At 52.2% G+C, this 17,087-nt stretch carries 18 protein-coding genes; 4 read left to right on the top strand and 14 right to left on the bottom strand.

The window, feature by feature from the left end; all coding sequences use genetic code 11:
* Positions 1-7: 7 nt before the first annotated feature.
* The 6 genes from HB679_RS01230 to hemA all read right to left on the bottom strand — a co-directional run bounded on the left by HB679_RS01230 (position 8) and on the right by hemA (position 5,801).
* Positions 8-415, bottom strand: a complete 408-nt coding sequence (locus tag HB679_RS01230; protein ID WP_214070116.1) for a hypothetical protein — start codon at positions 413-415, stop codon at positions 8-10.
* 55 nt (positions 416-470) lie between these two features.
* Positions 471-1,823, bottom strand: coding sequence for a hypothetical protein (locus tag HB679_RS01225; RefSeq protein WP_214070115.1), 1,353 nt, complete (start codon positions 1,821-1,823; stop codon positions 471-473).
* Positions 1,824-1,825: 2 nt separating this feature from the next.
* Positions 1,826-2,422 (bottom strand): YceI family protein, encoded by a 597-nt coding sequence (locus HB679_RS01220; RefSeq protein ID WP_214070114.1) that lies wholly within the window; start codon positions 2,420-2,422, stop codon positions 1,826-1,828.
* 167 nt (positions 2,423-2,589) lie between these two features.
* A complete protein-coding gene (locus HB679_RS01215; protein WP_214070113.1) occupies positions 2,590-3,387 on the bottom strand; it encodes a universal stress protein in 798 nt (265 codons plus the stop codon).
* Positions 3,388-3,455: 68 nt separating this feature from the next.
* The gene (locus tag HB679_RS01210; RefSeq protein WP_214070112.1) at positions 3,456-4,565 is read right to left on the bottom strand and encodes a ketoacyl-ACP synthase III; all 1,110 of its coding nucleotides are present in this window, start codon (positions 4,563-4,565) and stop codon (positions 3,456-3,458) included.
* Between the two features lie 24 nt (positions 4,566-4,589).
* Positions 4,590-5,801, bottom strand: coding sequence for a glutamyl-tRNA reductase (gene hemA / locus HB679_RS01205; RefSeq protein WP_214070111.1), 1,212 nt, complete (start codon positions 5,799-5,801; stop codon positions 4,590-4,592).
* Between hemA and HB679_RS20550 the strand changes: the two genes are divergently transcribed.
* The 4 genes from HB679_RS20550 to HB679_RS01190 all read left to right on the top strand — a co-directional run bounded on the left by HB679_RS20550 (position 5,800) and on the right by HB679_RS01190 (position 9,799).
* Positions 5,800-5,928 (top strand): hypothetical protein, encoded by a 129-nt coding sequence (locus HB679_RS20550; protein WP_255547512.1) that lies wholly within the window; start codon positions 5,800-5,802, stop codon positions 5,926-5,928. The genes hemA and HB679_RS20550 overlap by 2 nt on opposite strands.
* Positions 5,929-6,053: 125 nt before the next feature.
* Complete coding sequence (locus HB679_RS01200) at positions 6,054-6,458, top strand: hypothetical protein (protein WP_091154009.1); 405 nt, start codon at positions 6,054-6,056, stop codon at positions 6,456-6,458.
* 11 nt (positions 6,459-6,469) lie between these two features.
* A complete protein-coding gene (pta, locus tag HB679_RS01195; RefSeq protein ID WP_214070110.1) occupies positions 6,470-8,563 on the top strand; it encodes a phosphate acetyltransferase in 2,094 nt (697 codons plus the stop codon).
* Between the two features lie 24 nt (positions 8,564-8,587).
* Positions 8,588-9,799 carry an acetate kinase gene (locus HB679_RS01190; protein WP_214070109.1) on the top strand — a complete coding sequence of 404 codons (1,212 nt, stop codon included), beginning with the start codon at positions 8,588-8,590 and terminating at the stop codon, positions 9,797-9,799.
* Positions 9,800-9,811: 12 nt separating this feature from the next.
* Here HB679_RS01190 and hemH read toward each other — a convergent pair whose 3' ends face one another.
* The 8 genes from hemH to ccoN all read right to left on the bottom strand — a co-directional run bounded on the left by hemH (position 9,812) and on the right by ccoN (position 17,017).
* A complete protein-coding gene (hemH, locus tag HB679_RS01185) occupies positions 9,812-10,831 on the bottom strand; it encodes a ferrochelatase (protein ID WP_214070108.1) in 1,020 nt (339 codons plus the stop codon).
* A 67-nt stretch (positions 10,832-10,898) separates the two neighbouring features.
* On the bottom strand, positions 10,899-11,249 hold the full coding sequence (locus HB679_RS01180) for a hypothetical protein (RefSeq protein WP_091153991.1): 351 nt from the start codon (positions 11,247-11,249) through the stop codon (positions 10,899-10,901).
* Positions 11,250-11,341: 92 nt separating this feature from the next.
* Positions 11,342-12,082: a sulfite exporter TauE/SafE family protein gene (locus HB679_RS01175; protein WP_255547511.1), complete on the bottom strand. Its 741-nt coding sequence runs from the start codon at positions 12,080-12,082 to the stop codon at positions 11,342-11,344.
* The gene (locus HB679_RS01170) at positions 12,028-12,450 is read right to left on the bottom strand and encodes a FixH family protein (RefSeq protein ID WP_091153986.1); all 423 of its coding nucleotides are present in this window, start codon (positions 12,448-12,450) and stop codon (positions 12,028-12,030) included. The genes HB679_RS01175 and HB679_RS01170 overlap by 55 nt, the downstream gene beginning before the upstream one ends.
* A gap of 3 nt (positions 12,451-12,453) precedes the next feature.
* Positions 12,454-13,821, bottom strand: a complete 1,368-nt coding sequence (gene ccoG, locus HB679_RS01165; protein WP_091153982.1) for a cytochrome c oxidase accessory protein CcoG — start codon at positions 13,819-13,821, stop codon at positions 12,454-12,456.
* Between the two features lie 4 nt (positions 13,822-13,825).
* Positions 13,826-14,698 carry a cbb3-type cytochrome c oxidase N-terminal domain-containing protein gene (locus tag HB679_RS01160; protein WP_214070107.1) on the bottom strand — a complete coding sequence of 291 codons (873 nt, stop codon included), beginning with the start codon at positions 14,696-14,698 and terminating at the stop codon, positions 13,826-13,828.
* Complete coding sequence (locus HB679_RS01155) at positions 14,695-14,886, bottom strand: hypothetical protein (protein ID WP_214070106.1); 192 nt, start codon at positions 14,884-14,886, stop codon at positions 14,695-14,697. Before HB679_RS01155 ends, HB679_RS01160 begins: the two co-directional genes overlap by 4 nt.
* Before the next feature lie 7 nt (positions 14,887-14,893).
* Positions 14,894-17,017, bottom strand: coding sequence for a cytochrome-c oxidase, cbb3-type subunit I (ccoN, locus tag HB679_RS01150; protein ID WP_091153969.1), 2,124 nt, complete (start codon positions 17,015-17,017; stop codon positions 14,894-14,896).
* Positions 17,018-17,087 lie beyond the last annotated feature (70 nt).

Genomic DNA, 17,087 nt, shown 5'->3' with positions numbered 1-17,087 from the left:
TTGGGGATCAGGGGTTAATTTTTGCCAGGATGATCCCGGCGACGATCGCCTGCATCAATCCATAGCCGAACCAACTCAGCACCATGGCAATGGTAACATCCAGGGCGCTGAAGGAGATCCACATGACTGGCAGCAAGGCAACAATGGAATAGACCAGGCCAAACTCTATTCCCTTTAATAAGAACGGGCCTTTGAATAAGCTTTTAAACCGGTCCCAGAACCAGGCCAATGCAAAGCTGAAGATGAACGCGTGCAGGTAAAAAAGCAAATCCCGGTTACCGTCTGAATTAAACAAGGGGTTGTTGTATTCGGTAAACAAGGCGGGGAAAAACCGTACGGCCAGGTAAAGGCCGCCATAGCTGCAGACGAACAGGATACAGCCGGTGATAAAACCGGAGATCAGGATCTTTTTCATGGTTGATGAATTAAAAAAAACATCCCCGGACAAGCCCGGGGATGTTTAAATGGAATTAAAATGCGATAGCGGCTTCCAGCATAACGCCGTTGAACTGGCCGCCGTTAAGAATATTGGTGTTAGCGTAATTTTTATAAACCTGGTCAACGTATTCGGCCTTCATCATAATATTTTTGGTCATGAACCAGCCTATGGAACCTACGCCGCGGTTGATGGTCACATCGGCAGGATTTCCTGCAATAGTTGCCGTAACGGTATTATACCTGCCGCCTACCCAGAAATTCTCTTTGTTTGCAGGGAAGCGGTAGATCAGGTCAACCGCATATTGTTTAGCTCCGCGGTTACTGGTTTCGGTAATAGACCTGCCACGCGCATCTTCATAAGTTCCGAAGAACTCGAGGCCTTTATGTTTTAAAAACAAGTTGGCCATATAGGTATGCACTTCTTCGCTGAAGCCGGGATTAAACCTGCCTGAAAAGGCGTTGTAATCCACCGCGTTGTTCAGCGTGGTGCCATTGGCTATATTTTGGTTGGACATGATATAGTAATAGTGTGAGCCGGTACGGTCGCCGCCGAATAAAGTACTGCTGTTTGCGCTGCTTACGGTATAGAAGGAGCCGGATAATCTGATCCGGGTATCTTCATTGATTTGTTTATCAAAGCCGATTTTGCCATGATAGGCCGGTGGATATTTGTTGACTTGTTTCGTTGCAGAGTCGATTTTGGTAGGCGCAACTACGGTTTCATTTAACTCACCGTTGGTGATCCCACCCATCAGGAAGAAACCTGATTTATGGTGATAATAGATCTCGGCGCCGGTTTCGGTGGAGAATTCATCCATGATGTAATTTTCGACAAAGGGGTTGTAAATCGTATTGCCGCCGTCCGATCTGCGGAAATGCTGGTCGCCATAATCCACATCATTCTGGCCGATCTTGATGGTAAAGCTTTTCATCAGCTGATCTACCAGGTCGCTGTGCAGGAAGGTCAGTTTATCAAACTGGATATACCCTCCTTTTACCCAGGTATCCTCATGGTGCCTGGTAGCCAGGTAAGAGGTCAGGTTCAACCGGATACCGTCTGCCAGCTGCACGTCAACATTCAGGTTGGCCATCGGCAGGTTAAAGCCGGGCATCAACTTGATCAGGCTGTTCACATTGCCGGTAAAGCCGGTTTGTGTTTTGGGTAGGGCCGTATTCCCGTCGGTCAGGTCCTGGAAACTCAGTTCAAAGTTGCCGCCGATCTTTACTTTCAACCCGGTAAAAGCCACCGTGTCTTTTTTAGAAGTTTCAAAGATATTCAGGCCGCGCTGGTCATTAGGACGGAAGAACTGCATTTGCCCTTGCTGGGCTTTTACACCCAGGGGCAACAGCGCCAGGGCTACGAGTATCAGATAGAGATTTTTCATGATTATTTTTTATAAATAAGGTTAAACTGAATGGTAAGGTCATTGTAGACTTTCATGGCGCCCAGCATAAAAGTTGGGGGTTTAATGCCATAATCGGTTAATTGGATTTTTTTGGAGCCGCTGCAGGTAATGGTATTGTCGGCATTGACCACCGCGGTAACGTCCATGCTGATCGGCTGGGTGGCACCGGCAATAGTCAGGTTCCCCTTGGTTTTGATCAGGTACTTATGCGCATCGACGGTAGTTACCTCGGCAGTAGTCAGTTTATAACTGATGTCCGGGAACTTTTTGGCGTCAACCGCTTTATAGGTACGGTCATCCATAGAAGTATGCTCGCTTTTCAGGCTGGTCACCGCCAATCGGAAACTAAGGATTTGCAGGTGATGATCAGCGAGGTTAAAGTCGCCCTGGCTTTCCATTGTGGTGGAAGTCATGGTCCAGTCATGTACATTGGAGGAGCCCAAAACTTTGATGTTTACCTCCTTGTCCGTGATAAGTTTATAAGTGGTCTGCGCCGCCCCTCTTTGTGGCAGGATCGCCGCAGTGACGATCATCAGGAGGGCAGCGATCTTTGTAAGCTGCTGTTTTAAATGTTTCATGGTCTTTTGTTTTATTTGATGCTCAAAGGTAGCCGGCGCTCCTGCGGCAGGGAATGATGACCGTGCGCCGCAAACATGATCGTAATCACTTACCGGCGGTAGTTAAGGCATAAAAAAGCCCGCGGCGACGATCGCAGCGGGCTTTCCCGGCATTTAGGGCGGGCGGCTTATACCGCCTCCGGGAAGACCAGCAAGGGTGTAAAAGGATGATGCATCATTTTTTGGGTGATGCTGCCCCTCAGCAAACGCTGCAAAAAGTTCCGTTTTTGATGAACCAATACCAGCAGGTCGAGGTCCCGCTCAGCGCTCAGCAGTTTAAGACCTGCCGCAATATCACGGCTCCTGATCAGGCGGTAGCTGATCCCCTTGCAAAATTGCGCCAGTTCAGCCTCTTCATTTTCGGCGGCGGTTTTACCGGTCACCTGGGCAACCCATAACCGGGCGCCGGTATCCTCAGCCAGACCTGACAAAGTTTGCAGGATACCGGTATGGACCGTTTCCTTGTCCCTCGCGAAGGCAATATTTCTGTAGCCCTGGAACCGGACCTGGTAAGGAATGATCAGTACCGGGAATCCGGCATTATCGATCAGGTCACGCGCATGGTCGCCGGAAAGCATGGTAGACAGCAGGCCCGCGTTGTGGCTGCTGATAACGGCCAGCAGCACGTGGTTTTTAATGGCTATTTCATTGATCCGGCCGGCAACGGATCCTTCCACGCTGCACTGGCTGATCTCCGGCCGGAACACGGCTGCATTTTCTTTATTGGCGGCCGTTCTCAACCGGGCGGCCAGTTCCCCGAGGTCTTCGATACTGTTTTGTTCAGCACTGGATAATTGCTCCCCGTCTGGCGCATAAATATTGCAAAGCAATATATTGGCTTTGATCTGTTGTGCCAGGTGCAGGGCATAATGGGCGGTATAGTCCGCATTGATGGAGAAATCGGTTAATACTAAAATGGTTTTCATGATAAACACGTTTTAAAGCTCTTAGCCGTAAAACTGCGGTTTATGCTGCAGCCATCACATGATGAGGATCAGCCGGCGTAATGATGATGGTCACTTTGTGGTATTTGATAAATGACGGCATTCATATTCAGGCCGGCACCGACCGAAACAAACACGACCGTGCGGCCGGAGGTCAGGCAGTGGTGGGCGATCTCGCCTTTGGAAAGCAGGTCATATAAAGTAGGCAGGGTCGCTACCGAACTATTGCCCAGCCAGGAGATCGTCATGGGCATGAGGTGATCCGGCGCCTGTTTAAGGCCATACAGCACATACAATTGCTTTAAAATAGCCTCATCCATTTTCTGATTGGCCTGGTGGATCAGCACCTGGTCAATATCGCCGATGGTCAAGCCCGCTTTCGCGATGCAGTCGCTGATCAGCAAAGGGACGAATTTCAGGGCCTGTTCGTATAATTTCCGGCCCTGCATTTTAAGAAAAAGGGTATCTTCCGGGTAAGCCGGATTGGAGGACCGGCCCATCTGCAAGAGGTAAGCAAGCTCACCGCCATAGGACCGGGTCAGGTGCGCCAGTATACCGGCTGCTTCATGAGCCGGTGCTGCGGATATGATCACGGCACCCGCGCCATCCGCGTAAAGCATGCTGTCGCGGTCATGGGGGTCACAGATACGCGATAAGGTTTCAGCGCCGATCACCAGGACCTGGCTGGCCTCCCCCGAACGGATATAACCGTCCGCCTGGATCACCGCCTGCAGCCAGCCCGCGCAGCCAAACGGCAGATCGTAACAAATGGTCTGCGGATTAACGATACCTAAGTGATGCTTTACCCTGGCGGCCAGCGAAGGCACCTGTTCGCTCCGGCGGTTCTCCGCCCGGATATCCCCGAAATTATGCGCGACGATGATATAATCCAGGGTTTCCGGATCTATGGCGGCTGACCCGAGGGCATCCCTGGCAGCAAAATGCGCCATATCTGAAGCGACCAGATCATCTGCCAGGTATCTTCTTTCCCGGATACCGGTGATCAGCTCGAATTGCCGGATGATCTCCTCGCCGGATTTCTGCAGCCGGGCCCCATCCGGGCCATAAAAGGTGTGGCTAAGGAAATCCTCGTTGGTCACTTTAAGTGTGGGGATATAGCTCCCGCTCCCGGTGATCAGGGCATGTCTTTGTTGTTCCATGTTCAAAAATTAGGGGCTGCCGGTTTAACTGAAATCCATCAGTAATTCGTTGATCGCCTCAATATAATAGCAGCCGCTGTGGTTATCCGCACGCATTTTCTCCGCCGTTCCGCCAATGACGCGCCGGATCTTTTGTTCGGCCGTCTGGCATACGGCCGGCATTTCCGGGTCATTTACAGCGCGTTGCTGCTGTGCCGCGATCTCCCCCAGCCGGATGCTGATAGCTTTCAAGATAGGTATATTTTTGCGCATCCGGCACCAGTCCAAAAATTCATCCAGGTGCCGCGCGATGATCGCGTTGGCCTTCGGAATATCTGCCTGCCGTTCATGCAGGGAATGGTCATTCGACTTTGAAATCTCATCGAGGCCGATCAATTGAATATGCGGCAGGTCTTTGACCGCTGTCTCCACATTAGCGGGCAGGGAAAGGTCGATGATCAGTTTGTGACTCGTATGTTCCAGGTGTGAGCGCAAAATAAGGGGCGCAGCTGCATTGGTCGTTACGATAATGATATCCGCTAAAGCGACCTGTTCAGCCAGCTTTGCCATGGGCGCGCAGGTCAGGTGCAAGGCTGCTGCGATGCCGGCAGCTTTTTCTGCTGAACGGTTAACCACAACGATCTGGGTGGCGCCCAGGTAGTCCACCAGGTTCTTGCAGGTACTGCAGCCGATCTTACCGGCCCCTACCAGGAGTATACGCCGGTCAGCGGGCCGGGTGACCGCAGCTTTGATATATTGTACCGCGGCGAAAGCCGCAGACACGGCGCCCTTGCTCAGCGCGGTATTGTTTTTGATGTCTTTCGAGGATTGCAGTACGGTGCTTACCAGGCGATCCAAAAAGGTATTGATAAACCCCCGGTCCCTGGCAAATTTGACAGCTTGTTTTAATTGCCCGACGATCTCGTAATCGCCCAGCAGCTGCGAATCCAGACCTGCGCCAACCTGGAATAAATGCGTGATTGCCTCCCGGCCTTTTTTCAGATAAGCCTGGTTGGTAAAAGCCGCGGCGCTGCCTTTGGTCGCGGTACATAGTACATTGATCAGGGCCCGGGGATCCGCTGCGAACCCGTAAATTTCGGTACGGTTACAGGTGGAAAGTATAAACAGCGCCCCGATCCCAAAGGCTGGTGCCTGCGCTAAGCAGGTTGTATATTGTTGCTGGTCGATGGCAAACCATCCCCTGGCCGGCGCATTTGTCTTTTGATAGCTGATGCCTGCCAAAAAAAAGCCTGCCATGTCCGGGAGCCTGTTCGTATTCATGGATAATAATTATACGGTTAATTTCTTAACCGCAAATATCAGCATCCGGGTGATGATCCGGGTGACGGATATCAGTAGCAAAGATGACTTTGGTCATTATTGACTTATCACAGACAAATACGGGCCTTTCTTTCCCCTATGGACTGATGAAGGTCATTTTTTTTAATGACCGTCTTCCTTTGAACGGATTTTTAAAGCCGGGATATTTGTCTGATAAAAATTAACGCAATGGTAAGAGTCAAGGAAGATCAGGAATTAGAGTTTGAATTACAAGAACTTTACCTGACCGGTAAACAATGGTTATCCGATATCGCTTTCCTGGAAGAAGAGCTCCGCTTCTTAATGGAGCTGATGGGTAAATTCGCGATCCCGCTGCCGGGCAGCGGGCAGCAGCGAAAGCAGCAGGATATGATGGAAGCACTTTCCCTGCGGGAAGCGGCGCATACGGAGCTCAAACAGGAAGTGCTCATTTATATGAACAAACTGGAGCCTTTGATTGTTGAACCCGATACCAGGATCAGCCTGCAGCTGGTCGAGGATTATATGCTCTTGAAGGGAAAGGTAGAAAACGCGCTTTTAGATTTAAAATCGATCAAATATGCCTGTATCAATGTTTACCGCATGCACCAATAAACTACTGAAACTTGACCAAAACCATTTTTATCGCTTCGGCTGAACCTTATAGCGGCAAATCAATCATCGCCCTCGGCCTGGTGGCCATGCTGCTGGGAAAAGCGCAGAAGATCGGCTATTTTAAGCCGGTGATCAGCCCGGACACCCCCGGGCAGCAGGATTTGCATATCCGTACCATCATCGAACATTTTCAGCTGGCCATCCCCTATGAAGACGCTTTCAGGTTTACGCGCCAGGAAGCCATGCAATACCTGAAGGAGCAGCGCCAGGGTGAAATGATCGACCAGATCATCAGCCAGTACAAAAAGCTGGAAAGCCAGTTCGATTTTACCGTGCTGGAAGGCAGCGACTTTACCGGGCAGGGCACCGCTTTTGAGCTGGAGACCAACATACTCATCGCTAAAAATCTCAGCGCCCCGGCCATGCTGGTGGTTTCCGGCGAAAATAAGACGACGGCGCAGGTCATCCAGGAATGCCTTAATTTCTTCCATACCTTCAGGTCGCGCGACATCGCCGTTTTGGCGGTTATCGCGAATAAAGTTAAACCCGCACAGGCGGATGATATCCGTGCATTATTAACCGCCCAGTTACCGGCCGGCATGATTTCCGCGGTTATACCGGCGGACCCCGCCCTGCAAAATCCCAGTGTAAAGGATATCCGGGAAAACCTGGGCGCAAAACTGCTCTTTGGAGCAGCTTACCTGGACAACCAGGTTGACAACTATGTGACCGGCGCGATGCAGGTGCCCAATTTCCTGAATTATTTAAAGGAGAATGTGCTGATCGTTACCCCGGGCGACCGCGGGGACATTATTATCAGTTCCCTGCAGGCAAACCTTTCTTCGAGTTATCCGCGCGTGGCCGGCATTGTGCTGACAGCGGGTATCGAACCTGAAGAGCCGGTCCTGCGGCTGATCGAAGGCTTGCAGCATGTCGTGCCGATCATGGCGGTCGCTACCGGGACCTTTGAAACGATCACGCAAATCGGCGCCGTCAAAACGCGGATAACACCTGAAAACAGTAAAAAGATACAGCTGGCTATGGACGCCTTTAACCAATACCTGGATATTTCTGCGCTGGAGAAAGGCCTGGTGACTTACCACTCGGAGGCCATCACGCCCCATATGTTCCAGTACCAACTCAGCCAATGGACGCGGCGGGCGCTCAAAAATATTGTTTTACCGGAAGGTGATGACGACCGGATACTACTGGCCGCGGCGCGGCTGACCGCCCAGCAGCTGGTTACACTGACCTTATTGGGAAAACCGGCGGACATTACAGCAGCCGCCAAACGCCTGGGGATCGTTTTAGACCCTGCGCGGGTCCGGATCATTGACCCGGCAAATTCGGAAAACTATGCCGATTACGTACAGACCTTATATGAACTGCGGAAAGAGAAAAACCTGACCCTGGAAATGGCCCGGGACCTGATGACCGATGTTTCTTATTTCGGCACCATGATGGTCTATAAGGGACATGCCGACGGCATGGTTTCCGGGGCCTGTCATACCACACAGCATACCATACGCCCGGCATTGCAGTTCATCAAAACCAAACCCGGGATCAGCACCGTTTCTTCGGTGTTTTTTATGTGCCTGGAGGACCGGGTTTCTGTATTCGGCGACTGCGCCGTGAATCCTAACCCAACTGCGGAAGAACTGGCAGACATTGCGATCTCCTCGGCCGACAACAGCAGCCTGTTTGGGATTGAACCGCGGATCGCGATGCTTTCCTATTCATCCGGCACCTCAGGCAGCGGCGAAGAGGTGGATAAGGTACGGCGCGCGACCGGTCTGGTTAAGGAAAGGCGGCCGGACCTGAAAGTAGAAGGCCCCATCCAGTATGATGCCGCGGTTGACCCCGTGGTCGGGCGGCAGAAAATGCCGGATTCTGAGGTGGCGGGCAGGGCCAGTGTCCTGATCTTCCCCGACCTGAATACCGGCAACAATACGTATAAAGCCGTGCAGCGGGAAACCGGCGCATTAGCCATTGGCCCGATGCTGCAGGGACTGAACAAACCCGTCAACGACCTGAGCCGTGGCTGTACCGTGGATGATATCTTTAATACGGTCATGATCACGGCCATCCAGGCCCAGCAAACCTGAACCAACGAATTTGAACCCATAAATATGCACAAGACCAATTTGCTGGTCATTAATTCCGGCAGCAGTTCCATCAAATACCAGTTGTTCCAAATGCCCTCGCCCGAACCGGTTTGCAGCGGCCTGATCGAGCGGATCGGCCTGGCCGGCGGCATCGTCACGCATAAGGTATGGCAGGACGGTAAAGAAAACACCACCACCCTTAAACAGGATGTGGCCGATCATGAAGCAGGTATGCGGCTGGCGGCCAGGTTGCTGACCCAGCCGGGTACGGGTAGCTTGCAGGACCCTGCCGAAGTGGAAATTGTTGGTCACCGTATTGTGCATGGCGGGGAAACGCTCACCAAAACGACCGTGATCACGCCCGAAGTCAAGGCGGAAATTAAAAAACTTTTCCCCCTGGCCCCGCTACATAACCCAGGCCATTATAAGGGCATCGAGGTCGCAGAAGCGGTATTTAAACAAGCGACCCAGGTCGCAGTTTTTGACACGGCCTTTCATCAGACCCTGCCGCCCAAAGCTTATCGTTACGCGATACCCGGTCATTTTTATCAGGATTTCGGTATCCGGGTCTATGGCTTTCACGGCACGAGCCATAAATATGTATCCGCCAGGGCCATGGAATTTCTCGGTAACGCGGAGGCAAAGATCATCAGCATGCACCTGGGTAACGGCTGCAGCATGGCGGCTATACAAGCGGGGCGTTCCCTGGATACGAGCATGGGCCTGACCCCGCTGGACGGACTGGTTATGGGCACACGCTGCGGAAATATCGACGCCTCGGTCATTTTGTACCTGATCGAGCAACAAGGCTATACTTCCGAACGGCTGTCCGATCTGCTCAATAAGCAAAGCGGGATGCTGGGCCTGACCGGGCACAGCGATATGCGGGATATCGCCCGGCTGATCAGCGAAGGTGACGAAGAAGCCAAACTGGCCTATGAACTTTACGCTTACCGCATCCAAAAATTCATAGGCGCCTATTGTGCCGTTCTTTCCGGTGCCGATGCGATCTTATTTACCGGGGGTGTCGGCGAGCATGATGCAAGGCTGCGGGAAATGGTTTGCAAGGATATGGACTGGTGCGGGATCGCGCTGGATCAGGAAAAGAACAAGTCCTCCGCGCCTGGCATCCGGGAAATCAACACCGCAGGTTCGCGGGTAAAAGTGCTCATCGTTCCCACCAATGAAGAACTGGAGATCGCCCATCAGTGTATGGAGCTGTTGCATAAAAAATAAACAAAAGCCGGATTATCCGATGGCCAGCGCTGCCAGCGCCCGGGTAAAAAGTGGTGAACCGTTCAGTCCTTCCACCAGCTGCAGTTCTTCGCCGCCGGCGTCGAGGAAGGCCTTACGGTATTCCAGGCCGATCTCCTGGAGGGTTTCCAGGCAGTCCGCTACGAACGCCGGGCAAAATACCAGCAATCTTTTTTTCCCTTCAGCAGCCAATTGTCTGATCACATCGCTGGTATAAGGCTGCAGCCAGGGTTCACGGCCCAGCCTGCTTTGAAAGCAAACCGTAAAATGGCCAGGCCTTAGCTGCAACTGCCCGGCGATCAGGCTGGCGGTATGATAGCATTGCGCGCTGTAACAATGCCGGTTCCTCGCGCCAAACGTGCTGCAGCAATTCGTTGTTTGGAAACAATGTGCCCGCATGTGATCGCTTTTGAGGAGTTGCCGCTGCGGCAGGCCATGGAAGCTGAACAATATATGATCATACGAACGCGGCTGATATTTCCGCCCGTTCGCAGCGAAAGCGCCGATCAGTAATTCCAGGTCATGAAAGGAGTTGACAAACGAAATTTCAGGGATGACCGGCCAGCGGCTGACCAGGTCCATGACCTGCTGGTGCACCGAGCCGGTCGTAGCCGAGGCATATTGGGGGAACAAGGCGATCACCCGTATCCTGGTAACCTTAGCTGTTTGCAGGTTTGCCATTGCGGCGGCGATGGATGGGTTCCCGTAGCGCATCGCCAGCGCGACTACCCATGCTTCGCCTAATTCCTGCTGTAAGAGCTGTTGTTGCAACCGGCTGTAATGGAGCAGCGGCGAACCAGTTTGGGTATCCCAGACCTGGCGGTACAGCGCCGCGGAGCGCGGCCCCCGGAAAGGTACGATCAGGCCCCTGACCAGAAGCTTGCGCCAGAAAGGGTGAATATCGATCACCCGGCCGTCCGTCAGGAATGCTGCCAGGTACCTGCGGACATCCTTTACCGAGGGGCTGTCCGGCGTGCCGAGGTTAACTAATAAAACGCCTTGTTTTGCGGTCATACGGTAAAAAAAGCCGCCGGCAATAACCGACGGCCTTCAACTATTTAATTAATTATTGGGAAAGGGCTTACCCTATAAAGACGGCCAGCATGAACAGGTGAATGAACACGCTTAAAGCGAATGCGCCGATAACGACCCGTATGCCGGAGCCACCCATGCCGCAGATCACATTGCCGAAGAACAGGGTCATCGTTACAGCCAGCACGGCGACCGGCGCCTGGTAATAATACATCAACACCGCGGGAATGGGCAGGAACAGAACGCCCTGTGCGATCAGCGATACCAGGAACCAGGCGGTTTTATAAGGGGCCTGGCTGTCGGCAAAGGCCAGCCATTTCGTCCGTAGAGTTAGCGTGTCTTTTTGATTGGTCTTTTCGTTTGCCCATGCGGCGGGCAGGTGTATTTTTAGCGTTGCCATAATAGGAATGTTTTATGGTACAAAATTGCGGGATAAATGCCGGCGGAGCCATGACCGGGCGCATCCGCAAAAATGATCTGCGTCATTTTCTGCTAATGGCAAATGGCCACGCCGGATGCCGGTTTTGCCGGGCTCAGATAGGGAATATCCAGGTTCAATCCGCGAAGAACGAACCAGATACCCAGGCAAACCATCAGGTATGGCATTGCCTTATTGATGCGCTTCCTGATAAGCGGGCCGACAAAGCCTGCGCTGACGGTAGCCAGCAGCATTAAGGGGAAAGTACCGGCGCCGAACCAGAACATATAGGCCGCGGCGCTGAGCGGGGCATCGGTATTGATCGCGCCGGCAAGGGCCAGGTAAACAAACCCGCAGGGTAAAAAACCATTGAGAAGCCCGATGACCAGGTGCCCGGCTTTATGCCGCAGCGCATAGTTTAACAGCCGGCGGACCGGGGCCAGCAAGGGTGACAGGATACGGTTACCGGTCATGCGGAGATTCAAAATACCCGAAAAACCGGCCAGGAGAATAAGCAGGCCGCTGAACAGGCTCACCCCTTGCTGCAGGCCGGCCAGCCATAATTGTTTACCGATGAAACCAATCAGCAGCCCTAAAAAAGAATAAGTCAGTACGCGGCCCAGGTTATACTGGATCTTATCGGCAATGACCAGCCACCAGCGGTCCCGGAACGAGGGCATCGCAAGCGCGAGCGGGCCGCACATGCCGACGCAATGCACGCTGCCGAACAAACCGATAAAAAAGGCGACCGCGTTATTGCTCATTTGATCGTGATCGCTTGCTGGTACAGATAAGCTTTTTGGTTGCTCGTCCATTCCAGTACCAATTGCCATTTACCTTTAGTCAGTGATTCCGTTGCCAGGCTGATCTCCCTCCCGCCGGTATTATCAAGCGCGAAACTCGTATCCCTGGCGTCACTCGCCGGCCGCATGAGTTTTACCCGGCCTTTAACGCTTTGCGGGAAATTGAATTGGATCGAATCGGCACTAACCGTGATCCGGGGCTGTGCATGATCCTTGCTGACCTGCGCCTCCCTGTTGTAATCATGGTCAAAGTTCAATCCGTCTTCGTAGTACTGACGGTCATATTCATCCGCGGGCGAGCGGAACATATAGTAGCTCAGGCCGCTTATAAAAAGCACAAAGGCCAGTAAGATGATGATCGTTGCTTTTCCCCAGTTCATAGTTTAATTGTTTAATGGCGCCACAAAAGTGGTGGTCACCGTTTGCAGGATTTGATTACCGGAACGCAGCTGCAGCCGGACATCGGTTTTGAGTGAAGTCAGTTTGCTGACCGGTATCAGGATAAAAAAGACCGCCTTTACTTCATTGCCTTTGGTGACGATGCCGGGAGCCTGGATATATTTGATCAGGATGGCCGGATCCTCTGCCTTGAGGGTGATCGTCCGGTCTTTATTGGTTTTGTTCGTAATGTCGGCGTTGTAGATATTGCTGATATAACCATTGGGCTGTTCCTGGTACAGCATCCCCGCCCCGCGCATCACGGTGATATCCATATCGCTCCGGCTAAAAATAAAATAACCCATGACCGCCACTAATACCATGATCACCGCACTGTAGCCGATCATTCTGGCGTTAAACGACGGCGTTTTTTTAGCGTGGATCATATCCTCCGAGAAGTACCCGATCAGGTTACGCGGTTTGTGGATCTTGTCCATCACCTCATCGCAGGCATCGATACAAACGGTGCAGTTGATGCATTCCATTTGCGTACCGTTCCGGATATCGATACCGGTGGGGCAAACGGCCACGCATAAACTGCAGTCCACGCAATCGCCCGTTGCCAACAGCCCGGTTTTATCCAGTTTTCCACGAGGTTCGCCGCGAGGTTCATTATAGGCGACGACCAGCGTATGCTTATCCATTAATACGCCCTGCAGTCTTCCGTAAGGGCAAATGACCGTACAAACCAGCTCGCGTACCCGGCTGTACACCAGGTAAAAAACACCGGTGAATACCCAGATGCTCAAAAACCCGATCCAATGCTGATCAATGGGTTCAACCATAATTTTTATTAAATTATCACTGCCGATGATATAAGCCAGAAAAGTATTGGCGATCAAAAAGGAGACGATAATGAACAGGAAGTGCTTAATTACTTTTTTTCGGATCTTGGCCTGGTCCCAGGGTCCTTCGTCCAGCTTTTTACTTTGGTTACCGCCGCCTTCGATCCAGATCTCGATCTTACGGAAAACCATTTCCATAAATATGGTCTGGGGGCAGATCCAGCCGCAGAAGATTCGGCCAAAAGCGATGGTAAACACGACGACGCAAACGACAAACACCAGCGAGGCCAGCATGAACAGGAAAATATCCTGCGGCCAGAACACCTGCCCCAGCAATACAAACTGCCGGTCCATGATATTGAGCAGCAATAAAGGCTGGCCGGCTATCCGCAGGAACGGGCCCGTAAAAAAAAGCAGCAGATAAATATAACTGATCGCGCTGCGCCAGCGGTAATACCTGCCTTTACGCACCAGTGGATAGAGCCATTTCCTTTCCCCGCTATCTTTTGCCTCCAGTAGTCCGTTCATGAGCTCAATCCTTTTCTTCCGTTCCCTGCGGGGCCTTCGGGTTAGCCGGGTTTGTCCCGTGCAGGGATTTTACATAATTGACCACCGCCGAGATCTGCCCGGGTGACAAAACCTTTTCCCAGGTGGGCATCCCTTTGGCTAAAACGCCATATTTGACGGTTTTGAACAGGTCATTGACCTTGTGCCCGTGCAGCCAGAAATCGTCCGTTAAATTGGGGCCTACCATGCCCTGCGCATGATCGCCGTGGCAGGCTACACAGTTCTGTTTGAAAACCGCCTGCCCGGCGGCAAGCACCGCGGGGTCCTTCACCAGTTTGACGGTATTTTCATCAACCTGGTTAGCCGCTTTGCTCAGGTACAGCTTTTTGGCCGCATCGGCCTGCACCATCTCGGTTTTATATTCTTCATATTGCAGTTGCCCGGTATGAAATACATGGTAATTGAGCAGGTAGCCGACCGCGAAAATGATCGTGATATAGAACAGGTACATGAACCAGGCCGGGATCGGGTTATCCAGCTCCTGGATACCATCATAATCATGCGCGATCAACAGTTCTTTTTCTTCTGCTAAGGGCCTTAGCGACAGCAGTTTGTTCCAGACTTCCGCTTTCGGCTTTTTAATTTTTACCGGGTGGAGTTCCGCTTCGATCTGTTCGTCGCTGTAGCCATCCGCTTTCAGCACCAGCCTGGTCACGATGTTAAAGGCCCGCAAAATGACCAGTAAAGCCACAATGATCAGCAGCAGCAGCAGCATGATCGCGCCGTAGCCGATATAATTTTCAACATCACCGGGTATCAGGCTATGGTCATCAGCTGCCAGCGCCGGTTGTACGGCCAGGCAAAGCCCGGCCAGGATAAGGGTGCGCAAGTATTTCATAAGGGTAAAGATTGAGGCGCGTCCGGTGTGCCGTCTTCCAAAGGAAGATCGCTCATATAGTCGATATACTGCTTTTTGGTTATAAAAAGCAGTATGCTCACCACCACGAAGAATACCAGGAATATCCAGAGGGAGAAGATCAGGTACATTTCCTTCCCCGAAACGTCTTTGACAAATTGATCGAACATGACAGTGTTATTTAGTAGTTGTTTTATTTGCTTTAATATCCATACCCAGCCGTTGCAGGTAGGCCGTAATGGCAATGATCTCTTTCCGGCTGGAAACCCGGATATGGTTTTCCGCCAGGTCCGCCGCAATGGCTTTGGCTTGCCGGTCCAGGTCCCGGTTGGCGATGCGCTCATAACCCGCAGGGTATGGCACACCCACTTTCCGCAGCGCGGCGATCTTGGCAGCGGTGGTGCTGGTATCCAGGTCCTGGGTAAGCAGCCAGTCATAGTTGGGCATGATACTTCCCGGTGACATCAGGCGCGGATCCATTAGGTGATTATAATGCCAGGCATTGGGATATTTGCCGCCAACGCGGGCCAGGTCGGGCCCTTTCCTTTCGGAACCCCACAGGAAGGGGTGGTCATAAACAAATTCCCCGGCCTTGCTATATTCGCCGTAACGTTCCGTTTCTGAACGGAAGGGCCTGACAGTCTGCGAATGGCAGCTCACACAGCCTTCGCGGATGTAGAGGTCCCTGCCCTGTAATTCCAAAGAGGTATAGGGTTTCACACTGGCGATCGTCGGGATATTGGAAGAAATGGTTAAGGTCGGCATGATCTCTATAAACGAGCCGATCAGGATCACGACCAGGGCTAGTACCATAAATTGTATGGGCCTGCGTTCCAGCCTGCGGTGCCAGGTACTTTCTTTAACCATGGCGCTTACCGGTTCCAATGGCATCGCTTGTGCGGGTTCATTGGCCAGTAGCTGCCCCTGCAAGGCGGTGCGGGTCAGGTTATAGGCCATCACGATCACACCGGTCAGGTACATACCGCCACCCAGTGAACGGGTAACCCACATCGGTACGATGCGTAATACCGTTTCCAGGAAATTGTATTTCAGGATGCCTTCCGGCGTAAATTCTTTGAGCATCAGCCCCTGGGTAAAACCGGCCCAGTATAAAGGGATCACGTAAAACAGGATACCAAGCGTGCCAATCCAGAAGTGAAAAGAAGCTAATTTTTTAGAATAAAGTTCGGTACGGTAGATCCTGGGGATCAGCCAGTATAAAATGGCGAAGGTTAAAAAGCCGTTCCAGCCTAAAGCGCCGACGTGTACGTGGGCGATGATCCAGTCTGAAAAGTGAGCGATCGCGTTGATTTGTTTCAGCGCCAGCATTGGCCCTTCGAAAGTGGCCATACCATAGGCGGTCAGGCCCACCACCATAAATTTGAGAATCACATCATCACGGACCTTATCCCAGGCCCCGCGCAGTGTCAGCAGCCCGTTGATCATACCGCCCCAGCTTGGTGCGATCAGCATGATCGAGAATGCCACGCCTAAAGATTGCGCCCAGCCGGGTAAGGTGGTGTACAATAAATGGTGAGGCCCTGCCCAGATATAAATAAAGATCAGCGCCCAGAAATGCAGGATACTCAGTTTATAGGAATAGATCGGGCGGTTAGCCATCTTGGGCAAAAAGTAATACATCATCCCCAGGTAAGGCGTGGTCAGGAAGAACGCTACCGCGTTGTGCCCGTACCACCACTGCACCAGCGCGTCCTGCACGCCGGCATAAACCATATAGCTTTTCCAGAAAGTAACGGGTATTTCAACGGAGTTGACAATATGCAGTACCGCAATAGTAACAAAGGTGGCGATGTAAAACCAGATGGCCACATACAGGTGCCTTTCCCGGCGCTTGAATATCGTGCCGAACATGTTCCAGCCAAACACGACCCAGATCACGGTGATCGCGATATCAATCGGCCATTCCAGTTCGGCATATTCATGCGAGGTGGTTAAGCCTAAGGGAAGGGTGATCAGCGCGCTGACGATGATCAGCTGCCAGCCCCAGAAATGGATGGCGCTAAGCGTGTCGCTGAACATCCTCGCTTTGAGCAGGCGCTGCAGGGAGTAATAGACCCCCATAAAGATCGCATTGCCGACAAAGGCAAAGATCACCGCATTGGTATGCAGCGGCCTTATCCGGCCGAAGGTGGTGTACTGGTTGTGCATATTCGCGCCCGGGTAATAGAGCTGAATAGCGATCAGGAGGCCGATGGTCATGCCGGCGATCCCCCAGATGACGGTCGCGATGCCAAAGTTCCGGACGATCTTGTTGTCGTAGTAAAATTTTTCGGGCTGCATATTTAATTCTTTGATGGTGTAAAATTAGCTGGGGTCATTTTTCCAGGGAATGACCGGTATTAATTAAAAT

The sequence above is a fragment of the Mucilaginibacter sp. dw_454 genome, assembly GCF_018449775.1.
GTDB lineage: Bacteria > Bacteroidota > Bacteroidia > Sphingobacteriales > Sphingobacteriaceae > Mucilaginibacter.
This window is presented reverse-complemented; position numbering and strand designations above follow the sequence as displayed.